Source organism: Streptomyces mayteni, assembly GCF_054783955.1.
On record NZ_BAAGPR010000013.1, the window covers coordinates 69498 to 82059 of the forward strand.

General features: G+C 72.7%; 13 protein-coding genes and 1 pseudogene. 11 read left to right on the top strand and 3 right to left on the bottom strand.

The features are described 5' to 3' along the window. Nucleotides 1-3: 3 nt before the first annotated feature. Complete coding sequence (locus ACYVPE_RS08995) at nt 4-1227, bottom strand: dienelactone hydrolase family protein (RefSeq protein WP_461032919.1); 1224 nt, start codon at nt 1225-1227, stop codon at nt 4-6. A 312-nt stretch (nt 1228-1539) separates the two neighbouring features. Between ACYVPE_RS08995 and ACYVPE_RS09000 the strand changes: the two genes are divergently transcribed. Further along, a complete protein-coding gene (locus tag ACYVPE_RS09000) occupies nt 1540-2451 on the top strand; it encodes an aminoglycoside phosphotransferase family protein (RefSeq protein ID WP_461032920.1) in 912 nt (303 codons plus the stop codon). Nucleotides 2452-2467: 16 nt separating this feature from the next. Here ACYVPE_RS09000 and ACYVPE_RS09005 read toward each other — a convergent pair whose 3' ends face one another. Continuing rightward, the gene (locus tag ACYVPE_RS09005) at nt 2468-3016 is read right to left on the bottom strand and encodes a MarR family winged helix-turn-helix transcriptional regulator (protein WP_461032921.1); all 549 of its coding nucleotides are present in this window, start codon (nt 3014-3016) and stop codon (nt 2468-2470) included. Nucleotides 3017-3108: 92 nt separating this feature from the next. On the opposite strand from ACYVPE_RS09005, the gene ACYVPE_RS09010 reads away from it, so the two are divergent. The 4 genes and pseudogenes from ACYVPE_RS09010 (at nt 3109) to ACYVPE_RS09025 (ending at nt 5826) form a co-directional block, all read left to right on the top strand. Continuing rightward, nucleotides 3109-3504 carry a nuclear transport factor 2 family protein gene (locus ACYVPE_RS09010; protein ID WP_461032922.1) on the top strand — a complete coding sequence of 132 codons (396 nt, stop codon included), beginning with the start codon at nt 3109-3111 and terminating at the stop codon, nt 3502-3504. Between the two features lie 81 nt (nt 3505-3585). Beyond that, nucleotides 3586-4506 carry an SDR family oxidoreductase gene (locus tag ACYVPE_RS09015; RefSeq protein ID WP_461032923.1) on the top strand — a complete coding sequence of 307 codons (921 nt, stop codon included), beginning with the start codon at nt 3586-3588 and terminating at the stop codon, nt 4504-4506. A 9-nt stretch (nt 4507-4515) separates the two neighbouring features. Beyond that, nucleotides 4516-4848: a hypothetical protein gene (locus tag ACYVPE_RS09020; protein WP_461032924.1), complete on the top strand. Its 333-nt coding sequence runs from the start codon at nt 4516-4518 to the stop codon at nt 4846-4848. A 44-nt stretch (nt 4849-4892) separates the two neighbouring features. Continuing rightward, a pseudogene (locus tag ACYVPE_RS09025) lies at nt 4893-5826 on the top strand (amidohydrolase family protein). Between the two features lie 21 nt (nt 5827-5847). On the opposite strand, the gene ACYVPE_RS09030 reads toward ACYVPE_RS09025, so the two are convergent. Next, entirely contained in the window at nt 5848-6333 is a 486-nt protein-coding gene (locus tag ACYVPE_RS09030) for a DUF4396 domain-containing protein (RefSeq protein ID WP_461032925.1), read from the bottom strand. Between the two features lie 177 nt (nt 6334-6510). On the opposite strand from ACYVPE_RS09030, the gene ACYVPE_RS09035 reads away from it, so the two are divergent. The 6 genes from ACYVPE_RS09035 to ACYVPE_RS09060 all read left to right on the top strand — a co-directional run bounded on the left by ACYVPE_RS09035 (nt 6511) and on the right by ACYVPE_RS09060 (nt 12538). Then, complete coding sequence (locus ACYVPE_RS09035; RefSeq protein ID WP_461032926.1) at nt 6511-7266, top strand: GntR family transcriptional regulator; 756 nt, start codon at nt 6511-6513, stop codon at nt 7264-7266. 92 nt (nt 7267-7358) lie between these two features. Continuing rightward, nucleotides 7359-8603: an ABC transporter substrate-binding protein gene (locus ACYVPE_RS09040; RefSeq protein ID WP_461032927.1), complete on the top strand. Its 1245-nt coding sequence runs from the start codon at nt 7359-7361 to the stop codon at nt 8601-8603. Nucleotides 8604-8619: 16 nt separating this feature from the next. After that, nucleotides 8620-9501 (top strand): carbohydrate ABC transporter permease, encoded by an 882-nt coding sequence (locus tag ACYVPE_RS09045; RefSeq protein WP_461032928.1) that lies wholly within the window; start codon nt 8620-8622, stop codon nt 9499-9501. After that, the gene (locus ACYVPE_RS09050) at nt 9498-10346 is read left to right on the top strand and encodes a carbohydrate ABC transporter permease (protein WP_461032929.1); all 849 of its coding nucleotides are present in this window, start codon (nt 9498-9500) and stop codon (nt 10344-10346) included. Before ACYVPE_RS09045 ends, ACYVPE_RS09050 begins: the two co-directional genes overlap by 4 nt. Beyond that, on the top strand, nt 10343-11554 hold the full coding sequence (locus tag ACYVPE_RS09055; RefSeq protein ID WP_461032930.1) for a mandelate racemase/muconate lactonizing enzyme family protein: 1212 nt from the start codon (nt 10343-10345) through the stop codon (nt 11552-11554). Before ACYVPE_RS09050 ends, ACYVPE_RS09055 begins: the two co-directional genes overlap by 4 nt. Before the next feature lie 33 nt (nt 11555-11587). Then, the gene (locus ACYVPE_RS09060) at nt 11588-12538 is read left to right on the top strand and encodes an aldo/keto reductase (protein WP_461032931.1); all 951 of its coding nucleotides are present in this window, start codon (nt 11588-11590) and stop codon (nt 12536-12538) included. Nucleotides 12539-12562: the final 24 nt, after the last annotated feature.

Consider the following 12562-nt stretch of genomic DNA (forward strand, 5'->3'; position numbering starts at 1 on the left):
GGGCTACGCCCCGAGCCACGTGTCGAGCCAGGCGAACGCCTCGTCCTGCATATCGGCAGTGAAGACGTGCCCGTGGTCGGGCCACACCTTGGTGACCAGCCGGTCGCCCGCGCGCTGGGAGTCCCAGACGGCGCGCATCTTGTCGAAGGCGCCGGTCACGCCCTCGGGTGGGAACAGGCCGTCCTGGCCGCCCGCGTGGAACAGCGCGGGGCGCGGGGCGGCGAGGGAGGCGATGTCCGGGATGTCGAGGTGGCGGTAGAGGCCGGGGTGGAGCATGTGGAAGGCGGACTGGCCGCGCAGCGTGTTGTTGCCGGGGACCATCATCTCCTTGAGCGTGGTCATCCAGCAGACGGCGACCGTGGCGCTGATGTCCCGGGACAGGGCGGCGAGTTGCCAGGCCCGGTAGGCGCCCATCGAGAAGCCGAGCGCTGCCACCCGGTCGCCGTCGACCTCCGGCAGGGAGGCGAGGAACGCCGCCGCGCGGACGTCCTCGTGGGCGGTGAGGCCGGCGAGCGAGGAGCCGAGGTTGTAGAAGTTGGCGGCCAGCGCCTGCTGGTCCTCGTAGGTGAGCGGGCCCCGGTCGGACCAGCCGAGCGTGTCGACGGCGAGCACCGCGTAGCCGCGCGCGGCCAGTTCGTCGCCGACGAAGCGGCCGCTGAAGTACCGCGCGGACCATGCCTCGGCCGAGGCGAGGCGGGCCTCGTCGCCCCAGGGGCGGATCAGCTTCTCCTTGCCGATGTCGAACCTGGAGCCGTGGTCGTGCAGGAGGAGCACCGCGGGGAACGGCCCCCTGCCGTGCGGCAGGAGCAGCAGGCCGCGGGCGCGGCCGTAGTGGGTGAGGGTGAACTCCACGGTGCGGCGCAGGTAGCGGTCACCGCGCTGCTCATCGACGGTCGCCGGCCGGAACGGGACGTCCTCCCGGGTGCGGGGGCGTAGGAGCGCGGCCTCGACCTGGCCCCTGGCCGCCGCCCGCCAGGCGCGGAAGTCCCGGATCCGCGAGTTCCCCCAGGCGAGCGGGAAGGTCAGCTCGTCCTTCAGGCGCTGGTAGAAGGCGGGGAGCACCCGCTCCGTCAGCCCCAGGCCCCCGGAGACACCGGCCGTGGCCGGTGCGGTGGCGGAGGCGGCAGAGGCACCGGCCGTGGCGGCGGAGTGGGCCGCGGCGTCGGGGATGAGGAGCGGGGAGAGCGACGGGAGTTGGGCGAGCGAGACGAACGTGCGGCGCTTCATTTCACCTGTCCTCAGGAGCGGACGAGCGTACGGGTGCCGCCACCGTAAGCGCTTACTCCGCCACGTCAAGGCTACCGGCGGGTACGCGCGTTGCCGGCGGGGACTCGTCTTCCGTCTCCGACTCCTCGGTCACCACCCCGAGGAGAGCCGCACGGACCGGATCAACTACGCCGAGGACCCGCGGTCCAACGCCGAGATCAACAGCATCGGCGAGGAGACCGGCTACTGCCCCGCGCCCGGCCAGTAGCCTCGCCGGGCGCCGCCCCGCGAAAAGCGGTTGCCGTCCCGGTGGGCCGCGGAGACGATCGCGGCATGGTTTTCTCCTCCCCGGCCGACGGCCGCGCCGGCATCGACGCGGCGCTGGTGCGGCGGCTGATCGCCGCCCAGTTCCCGCGGTGGCGCGACCTGCCGGTGACCCCCGTCGCGGTGGACGGCTGGGACAACCGCACCTACCGGCTCGGCGAGGACCTGACGGTGCGCCTTCCCACGGCGGCCGGCTACGCGCCCGCCGTCGCCAAGGAGAACCGGTGGCTGCCGGTGCTCGCACCGTTGCTGCCCGTCCCCGTGCCGCCGATCGTGGCGCGCGGCCTGCCGGGCGAGGGCTATGCCTTCGACTGGTCGATCCGTCGTTGGCTGGCGGGCGAGGTCGCCCGCCCCGAACGCATCGCCGACCCGCGGGAGTTCGCCACCGCCCTGGCCGGGTTCCTGCGCGCGCTGTGGCGCGCGGACGCCTCGGAAGGGCCGGCGGCGGGAGCCCACAGCTTCTACCGTGGCGCGCCGCTTACCCACTACGACGACGAGACCCGCCGCACCCTGTCCGCGCTGGCGGGGCGTGTCGACGCCGACCGGGCCGCCGCCGTCTGGGACGCCGCGCTGAAGGCGGAGTGGCGGGGGCGGCCGGTGTGGTTCCACGGCGACATCGCCGCCAACAACCTCCTGGTCAGGGACGGCCGGCTGGCCGCCGTCATCGACTTCGGCACCTCGGGCGTCGGCGACCCGGCCTGCGACCTGGTCATCTCCTGGACGATGCTGGCCGGCGAGAGCCGGGACACGTTCCGCCGGGCCGTGGGCCAGGACGAGCCGATGTGGGCGCGGGCCCGCGGCTGGGCCCTGTGGAAGGCGCTGATCAGCCTGGCCCAGCACCTCGACACCGACCTGGAGCAGGCCGCCGAGCACCGCCGCGTCGTCGACCGGGTGCTGGCCGACCACGACCTGTTCGGCTGACCCGCCTCGGCGGCCGTCAGCAGTTCTGACGGGGAGCGCCCGCGGAGCGGGTGAGGACGGCCGCCGTCTCGCGGAGGGCGGCCCGCGCCTCCGGCGTCAACGGCGTGAGCAGGCCGATGAGTTCGCCGGTGACGTCCCGGTGGAAGGCGAGCGCGGAGCGCCGCCCCTCGTCGGTCAGGACCACCTGCACGGCGCGTCGGTCGCCGGGCACGAGTGTGCGCTCGACCAGGCCGCGTTGGGTCGCGCGGTCGACGAGCCCGGTCAGGTTGGCCTTCCCCACCCCGAAGAGGCGGGCGAGTTCGGCCATGCCGTGCGGCCGCTCCGCCAGCACGCACAGCATCCGCCCCTGCACCGGCGTCAGTTCGTGGCGGTCGGCCACCCGGGCGAAGGTGTCCCGGATCACCCCGGAGAGCTGGACCAGGGCCAGGGTGTCGGCGGCCTCCTCGGGCGTCGAGTGCGTCGAGGGCGTCGAGGGCGTCGAGGAGGTGGAGGGGTCGGCCGGCGGCTCGGCTCCGCTCCGGGCCGGTTCCCCGCTCCCGGAGCCGACTGAGCGTGGGGCGGACATGGGCGCCATGATACATCCCGGCAACCATTCATCACATATACTATCTACTGAACGTACTAACCTCGCCCGTCCGAGACCGCCGAAGGCACCCCATGAACGCCACCCACGACCGCGACGGCACGCCCCTGGCCGCCGCCGACGCCTATTTCGACGCCTGGCGGACCAACCGTCCGGAGGCCCTCGCCGAGGTGCTCGCGCCCGATGTCCTGGTCAACGGCCCGCTGGGCCGGATCGACGGCGCGACGCGGTACCGGTCCGTGCTGGCCAGGATCTTCGACCTCACCGACCGGCTCGCCCTCCGCAGGCGCTGGGTGGACGGCGCCGACGTCATGACGTGGTTCGACCTGCACCCCCGCGGCGGCGCCGAGCCGTTCCCGGTGGCCAGTTGGCTGCACGTCGAGCACGGCCGGATCGCCCGCGTCGACGTCACCTTCGACCTCGGCAGGCTGCTGCGGGCCGGCGACCCCCGCGACGGCCCAGCCACCTAGGAGCCAGGACCCAGCCGGGCGCCGGCGAGCACGTCGGCGTCCGCGAGACCTCACACCAGCGCCCGAAGGGAAGCGAGACCCATGTCAGGATCCGACCCCACCACGCCCCCGGTCCTCGTCGTCGGCGCGACCGGCGCCCTCGGCGGCCAGGTCGTCGACGAGCTGCTGAAACGCGGCAGGGCGGTCCGCGCCCTGGTCCGCCCGGCCAGCGACGCGAGCCGGCTCGAACGGCGCGGCGTCGAGATCGCCCGCGGCGACATGCTCGACCTCGACTCGCTCGTCGCCGCCATGACCGGGGTCGACGCCGTCGTCACCACCGCCGCCGGCTACACCCGCCGCAGCCGGGACGCGGAGGCCATCGACACCACCGGCAACGCCAACCTGGCGGCCGCCGCCCACCGCGTCGGCGTGCGGCGGTTCGTCCTCACCAGCATCCTCACCAGCGACCAGACCCCGGACGTCACGCACTTCTGGCACAAGAAGCTCGCCGAGGACCGACTGGCGGAACTCGGCGTCCCGTTCGTCGCCCTGCGCCCCGGCGCCTTCCTCGACCAGATCGCCACCATGGCGGGCGACCCCCTGGAGAAGGGCCGCCTGGTGTGGATGGGCAACACCACCGTGCCGCTCACCTTCGTCCTCACCTCCGACCTCGCGGCCTACCTGGCGGCCGCGGTCGACGCCGACGTCGAGCCGGGCGAACGCGTCGACATCGGCTGGGACCGGCCGGTCAGCGTGCGCGAGGTGGCCGGGCTGCTCGGCGACCGGGCGGGAAGGAAGGTCAGGGTGTGGACGGTACCCTCCCCCGTCACCCGCGCCGCGGGCGCCATCGTCGGCGCCCTCCAGCCGATGGTCAGGGACATGGCCGCGATGTTCCGCTGGTTCGACGGCGGCCGCTACGTCGCCGACACCCGGCGACAGTCCGAACTGTTCGGCCCGCCCCCCACGGCGGAGGACGCGATCGCCCGCCTCACAGCCGGACTCGCGGAGGCGCGGCACGGGTAGCCTCGCCTCGTGGTGAACCAGGAGCGGTACGCGCGGTACGCGGCCGAGGCGACGGTGCTCGCGGCGATCGGCGAGCGGCTCGACACTCAGCTCGGCCGGGTCGTGGTGCGCCTGCCCCGGGCCCTGGCCGAGGCCGCGGCGGCCGCGTGGGAGCGCGACGACCCGCCTGAGCCGGGTGAGCCGGCCCCCGAGACCCACGAGCAGTACGCGGTGCGGGGCGAGGCCGCGGAACTCGCCCTGATCGGCCTCGCGATAGTCGATCGCGGCCGCTGGGAGGGCGACGAGGTCGTGGTCGACCTCGATATCGAGTCCGCCGGCGCGGCCATCCGGGCGTCGCAGTAGTCGGGCCGCGGCCGCGAGGTGCGGCCACTGGGCCGGGAGGGCCGATGACCGAAGCGCGCGAGCCGGCGGACGAGGCGGCGGACGAGGCGGCGCGGGTCCGGCGGTTCTGGGCGGAGCTCGGGCTGCCCGGGCTCGTCGACGTGCACACCCACTTCATGCCCGAGCGCGTGCTGCGCAAGGTCTGGGCCTACTTCGACTCGCTCGCGCCCGGCACCGGCACCGGCACTGCGGGACCCGCGTGGCCGATCGCCTACCGCGGCGAGGAGGCCGAACGGCTCGCGGTGCTCCGGGACTTCGGGGTGCGGGCCTTCACCGCGATGCTCTATCCGCACAAGCCGGGCATGGCCGAGTGGCTCAACGGCTGGGCCGCGGAGTTCGCCCGCCGCACCCCCGACTGCCTGCACACCGCGACGCTCTTCCCCGAGGAGGGCGTCGAGTCCGCCGTCCGCACGGCGGTCGAGGCGGGCGCGCGGGTCTTCAAGGCACATGTGCAGGTGGGCGACTACGACCCCGCCGACGAACTCCTCGACACCACCTGGGGCCTGCTCGCCGAGGCCGGCGTGCCCGTCGTGATCCACTGCGGCTCGGGGCCGCTGCCGGGGCGGCACACCGGCCCCGAGCCGGTGCGTCGGGTGCTCGCCAGGCACCCCGGGCTCCGCCTGATCGTCGCGCACCTGGGGATGCCGGAGTTCGAGGACTTCCTCCAACTCGCCGACCGCTACGCGGAGGTGCGGCTCGACACGACGATGGTCTTCACCGACTTCGGCGAACAGCTCGCGCCGTTCCCGCGACGGGCGCTGCCGCGGCTGGCCGACCTGGGCCACCCACCGGGTGCTCCTCGGCAGCGACTTCCCCAACATCCCCTACGCGTACCTCCACCAACTGCGGGCCCTGGAACGGCTGGACCTCGGCGACGACTGGCTGCGCGCCGTCTGCCACGACAACGGTGCACGCCTCTTCGGCCTCTCCGCGCGGTGAGAGGCGAGCCGGTGGCCCCGGTCAGTGGTACTGGTGCACCACCGCGTGGCCCTTGCCGCGGGCGATCAGCCAGCGGTTGACGGGCGTGGTGACCAGGAAGGCGACGGCGAAGGCCAGCGCCAGGGCGCCCCAGAAGAGGCCGTCGGTGAGGTGGGCCTCCATCGCGCCGGGCACGAGCAGGATCACCCCGTTGTCGACGATCTCCATCACCGTGATGGAGAGGGTGTCGGCGGCCAGCGCCACCCCGATCGCCGCGCCGAGCGCGACGCCGGCGCGGGTGACGGCGCGCAGCGTGAGCGAGTAGCCGAAGACGAAGGCCAGCACGATCGCCAGCACCATCGTCGGGGCGGTGTGCCAACCGAGCGCGGTGCCGATGACCATGCCGAGCACCTCGCCGATGGCACACCCGGTGAGGCAGTGCAGGGTAGCCTTCGCGGCCATCCCCCACCCGGCGGGCGAGGGGCCGTGGTGGTGGTGCGCGTCCGCGCCGTGGACGTTCTGGGACATCGCCGCACTCCTTGGTCGAGTTGGTCGAGTGGGTCGAGTGGGTCGGGTCGGTTCCAGTGTCGGAACCCTACCCCCTAGGGGTATATTCCCGGGGCGATCCACCGCTTCTCCGTATTGATATCCTGTCGTGACATCCTGGAGGGGAGCGGTTTCGATGGTGGTTGAGGTGGGCGGCTGATGGGCCCCGTGGTGACGCGTATCGACCGGCGGTCGTCGGTCCCGTTCTACTCCCAGCTCAAGGAGATCATCGTCGCGGACATCGTCGCGCGGGGCCTGGAGGCGGGTGACCGGCTTCCAGGCGACCACGAGCTCTGCGAGCGGTACGAGGTCTCGCGCACGGTGGTGCGCCAGGCGCTGCTCGAACTCGAACACGAGGGCGTCATCAGGCGCGAGAAGGGGCGCGGCACGTTCGTCGACGATCCGCGCACGTCGCGCGGGTTCGGCGGGGCGCTGGTGGGGTCGTTCGAGGACATCCAGGGCGGCGCCGGGGCGCAGCACTCGCGGGTGATGCGGCGCGGGTTCGTGCCGGCCGGCGCCCGGGTGGCCGCCGACCTCGGGGTCGAGGAGGGCGTCGAGGTCGTCGAGATCGAGCGCATCAGGGAGGTCGGCGGCGTGCCGTGGGCCTTCACGCGGACGCAGCTGCCGCGGGACATCGGCGAGCCGCTGCTCCGCGCCCAGCTGGAGGACGTGTCGCTGTTCGGGATCCTGGAGCGCGAGTACGGGGTGCGGTTCGAACGCGCCAGGCGGACGATCGTCGCCGAGCAGGCGTCCGACCACGTCGCCGAGGCGCTGCGGATGACCCCGGGGGCGCCGGTGCTCGTCATGCGGAGCGTGTCGTTCGACAGCTCGGGGCGGGCGATCGAGCGGTTCGCCGGGTTCCACCGGGGCGACCGCAGTCGCCTCGACGTCGAGGTGCGGCACGCGGCGCCGTGATCCGAGAGATACACCTTGACATCCTGTAATGACAGGTCGCACCATGGCCTCGGCCCCGCGACGCGGCGGGTTTCCGAGCAATGGAGCACGAAATGGCAGTCAAGGCGCGAACCGGGATATTCCTCGGGGTGGCGGGGCTGACGGTGGCGGCGATCGCCGCCACCGTGGTCGTCAACGTCGTCCAGAACTCCTCGGGTGACGAGGACGTCGTGACGTGGTGGGTGCCCGACTGGGACTACCAGACGGCCGTCGACCTCGTCGCGGAGTTCGAGCGGCAGCACCCGGACATCTCCGTGGAACTGGTGCAGACGACCGGCGACACGGTCGCCAACCGCACCTCCGTCGCCCTGGACTCCGGGAACGTGCCGGACGTGATCACCGAGTCGATCGCCCGCGTCCGCGGCTACGCCGACAAGGGGCAACTCGCCGACCTGAGCGGCCTGTTCGGCGAGGAGATACCGGCCGACGACTTCGCCCCAGGGCTCGTCGACTCGCTGACGATCGACGGCGCCACCTACGCCATGCCCTACCGCTGGGCCACGAACGCCCTGATCTACAACCCGGAGCTGTTCGAGGCGGCCGGCATCGAGGAACCGCCGGCCACCTGGGACGAGTTCGTCGCGGACGCCCGCGCCCTGACCTCGGGGGACGTGGTGGGCACCGCGTGGCCCGTGCAGGGCGACCCCAGCGACCTGACGCTCCGCTTCCTCGAGTTCGCCGTCTCCGGCGGCGCCTCGATCAACGGTGACGGCATACCCGAGCTGACCGAGGAGTCCTCGCAGGCCGCGGTCGAGATGATCGGCGGCGCGATCGCGGAGGGCTGGGCGAGCCCCAGCTCCTTCGAGCTGGACAACACCGGCATCCGCGAACTGTTCCTCCAGGGCCGCGTCGCGATGTACCCCGGCGGGGTGTTCGACGTCGACGAGGCCCAGGCGCAGGGCGCCCCCGTCGCGACGGCGCCCCTGCCGGGACCCGAAGGGCCAGGCACCGGGCTCGGCGTGGGGTGGGCGTACGTCGTCCCCGAGGCGTCCTCGCACCAGGACGACGCGGCGGAGCTCGTCCGCTTCCTCGCGCGGCCGGAGAGCATGGCGGACCTGACGCTGACCTTCCCGGCGCGCACCAGCGCCTCCGAGGACGCCAGGTTCCAGACCCCGGAGCGGGTCGCCTACGCCGAGCAGCTCGCCGAGCACTCCGTGCCCGCCCCGAACGACCCGCGGTGGACGGCCTCGATCCAGCCGGTGCACGACCAGATCCAGGAGGTCGCGCTCGGCCGCGAGACCCCGGCCGAGGCGGCGGCGAACATCCAGCGCATCGTCGACCAGGCGTTCGCGGAGTAGGCGGAGTAGTTCGATCATGAGCGTTCGGAACATCCCCGCCGGAACGGGTGGCCGGAGCCGCGGCTCCGGCCACCCGGTGGCCCTCATCGTGCCCGCCCTGCTGCTCACCGCCGTGCTGATGATCGTGCCGATCGTCACGACCGTCGTGCGCGTGATCAGCGACGGCGACGAGGGGCTCGGCCGCCTCTTCGACATGCCGAACATCGACACGGTCTTCCTCAACACCCTCGTCTGGACGGTCGCCGCCGTCGCCGGCGGGATGATCGTCGGGTGCTTCGGCGCGCTGGTCCTCCAGTCCAAGCACCTGCGGGGCGTGGCCCTGTGGCGGGCGCTGGTGATGGTCCCGTGGATCATCCCCGGCGTCGTCGCGGCGACGATCTGGCGGTGGACGCTCTCCACCGACTACGGGATCCTCAACCAGACCCTGCTCGACCTGGGCGTCATCGGCGAGCCGGTCCGCTGGCTCTCCAACCCGGACGTCGTGCTGTGGGCGGTCGCCCTCATCCAGATCTGGGTCACCGCGCCGTTCGTGATGCTCATGGTCTCCGCCGCGCTGGCCGGCATACCCGAGGAGCGCTACGAGGCCGCCAGGCTCGACGGCGCCGGCGGCCCCGCGATCCTCTGGAACATCGTCCTGCCGGCCATCCGCACCACCACCGGCATCTGCGTGCTGACGCTGGCGATCTGGGCGCTGAACTCGTTCACGATCATCTACGTCACCACCAGCGGCGGCCCGGCCGGCGCCTCCACCATCCTGCCGATCCTGCTCTACCAGGCGTTCCAGAACGGCGACCAGACACTCGTCTACGCCGTCGCCCTCGTACAGCTGCTCATCGGCGCCGTCTTCGCCGTGCTGTTCGCCCGCACCATGCGCACCGACCTGGAGGAGCAGTCGTGAAACGGTCCGTCCTCCGCGGCGGTTCGCGCGCCGGGCTCGCCGGAACATGGGTGCTGCTCGCAATGCTCATGTTCTGGAGCCTCGCGCCCGTCGCCGTCATGGTCTTCACCTCGTTCAAGCCGCGGTCCGACATCTTCGCCGTCCCGACCACGCTGCTGCCCGAGACGTGGACCTGGGACAACTACGCCACCGTGTTCACCGACTCGTCGATGCCGCGGGCGCTGCTCAACTCGATCGTGGTCGGCGGCCTCGTCGCCGTCGCGACGCTCGTCTTCTGCTTCAGCGCCGGCTACGCCCTCGCCCGCTACCGGTTCCGCGGCTCGCGGCCGCTGGCGCTCGTCATCCTGCTCGGGCAGGTCGTGCCGCTGACGGTGGTGCTGCTCCCGCTGTACCAGTTCGTCTCCCGGATGCAGCTGCTGGACACGACGATCGGGCTCGCGTTCGCGCACCTGGCGATCACGGTGCCGCTCGTGACGTGGATGGTGCGGAACCAGATCGCCGCCATCCCCGTGGAGTTGGAGGAGGCGGCGCAGATCGACGGCGGCAGCCGGTTCGACGCCGTCACCTACGTCACCCTCCCCATCTGCGCGCCGGGGCTCGCGGCGGCCGGCATGTTCGCCTTCCTCCAGTCCTGGCACGAGTTCCTGTTCGCCTCCGTGATGACCAGCTCGGCGGAGGCCCGCACCGCGCCGGTGGCGCTGACCGAGTTCTCGAACGAGTTCAACGTCGACTGGGGCGCCACGATGGCCGCCTCCGTCGTGCTGACGCTGCCGATCGTGCTGCTGTTCGTGCTGATGCAGCGCTACTTCGTCGGCGGCCTGACGGGCGGGGCGGTCAAGGGGTGAAGATCACCGACATCCGGTGCGCGCGGATCGGGCGCAGCCCGATCGTGCGGATCCTCACCGACGAGGGCGTCGACGGCTTCGCGGAGATCGAGTTCTCCAAGCCGCTCGCCGTCTCCCGCACCCTCGACATGTACCGGCCGCTCCTGCTGGGCGCCGACCCGACCGAGGTCGAGCGGTGCATGCTGCGGATCCGCCGCATGGGCGCGAGCAAGCCCTGGGGCGCGGTCGTCTCGGCCATCGAGATCGCGCTGTGGGACGTCGCGGGACGCGCGCTCGGCGTGCCGATCCACCGGCTGCTCGGCGGCAGGGTCCGCGACCGCGTCCGCGTCTACAACGGCGGCGTCCGCACCACCCTCGGCAACCACACGCCCGAGGACTACGCCGCGTCCATGCGCTACATGACCGAGTCGCCGGAAGGCTTCTCGATCTTCAAGGAGGGCGTCGGACTGCACGGGTTCATGGCCCCCCACACCCCCGACTTCCTCTACGGGGAACTCCGCGAGGGCCCGCTGCACCCCAACCGTGGCTCGCTCACCCCGAGCGGGATCAGCCACCTCGTGGACACCGTCGCGGCGATGAAGGACGTGGTGGGGCCGCACCGCAGGCTCGCGCTCGACATGGGCCCCGGCTGGACGGTCCCCGACGCGATCAGCGTGCTGCGCGCGCTCGAACCGTTCGACATCGCCTGGGCCGAGGACCTGCTGACGGGCGACTTCGTCCCGTGGAACGACGTCGCCGGCTACCGCGAGGTGACCACCGCCACCTCGGTGCCGACCCACACCGGGGAACAGCTCTACCTGCGCCAGAACTTCCGCGAACTCGTCGAGCGGCGCGCCGTCCGCGTCATCGGCCCCGACCCTGGCGACGTGGGCGGGCTCGCCGAGCTGAAGTGGATCGCCGAGTTCGCCGACCTCTACGGCATCGGCATCGCCCCGCACGGGGTCAGCGGCGGCCTGCTCGGCCTGGCCGCGCTCATCCAGGTGTCGGCCACCCTGCCCGACAACCTCATCGCCTTCGAGTACCCGACCGCCGCCGACCCCTGGTGGTACGACGTCGTGCACGGCCTCGGCTCGCCGATCGTCGTCGACGGACACGTCACCGTCGGGGAAGGTCCAGGACTCGGCGTCGAGTGGGACCGCGAGGCGGCGGCCGCGCACCTGGAACCGGGGGCCGAGGACTTCTTCGACTGGCAGCCCGGGGAAGACTGACCATCAGGCCGGGAAGGCCGGAAGGACTGACAGATGGAATGGACACGGCGCCCCCTCGGGGGCACCGGCCTCAGCACGACCCCGCTGACGGTCGGCGGCGCCCCCCTCGGCTCGATGCCGAGGAACTTCGGCTACGAGGTGGCGGCCGAGGACGGCATCGCCACGGCCGTCGCCGCGCTCAGCGGACCGATCCGCTCGATCGACACGTCGTGCGCCTACAGCGACGGGGAGTCGGAGCGGCGGATCGGCGTCGCCATCCAGCGCGTCGGCGGGCTGCCTGACGACTACGTCCTCGCCACCAAGGTCACCCGCGACCTGGCGACCGGGGACTTCTCAGGACAGCAGATGCGGCGCGCGATCGAGGGCAGCCTGGCGCGGCTCGGCGTCGACCGGGTGCCGCTCCTCTACCTCCACGACCCGGAGAACACGACCTTCGCCGAGGCGACGGCGCCCGGCGGTCCCGTCGACGTGGTGCGGGCCCTGAAGGACGAGGGGATCGCCGGCGCGATCGGCGTCGCCGGCGGCGACACCACGATCATCTCCGAGTACGTGGCGACCGGACACTTCGACGTCCTGCTCACCCACAACCGGTGGACGCTGGTCAACCGGACGGCCGGGCGAATGATCGACCTGGCCGTCGAGCGCGGCATGGGCGTCGTCAACGCGGCCGTCCTGGGCGGCGGGATCCTCGCCACCGGCACCGGCGCGTCCAGCCGTTACGGGTACCGGGAAGCGCCCGAGGTGCTGCTCGACGCCATCCGGGAGATCGAGGCGCTCTGCGCGGCGGCCGGCGTGCCGCTGGCGGCCGCGGCCCTCCAGTTCTCGGCCCGCGACCCCAGGATCGCCACGACCATCGTCGGCGTGTCACGTCCCGAGCGCATCGCCGAGAGCGTCGCCGCCGTCGAACTCGACATCCCGGACGGCCTGTTCGCGGAGATCGACCGCGTCGCCGCCACCCTGCCCACCGACCTCGGTCCCCGCTGATCGCCCCCAGCCCGTCGCCCCCAG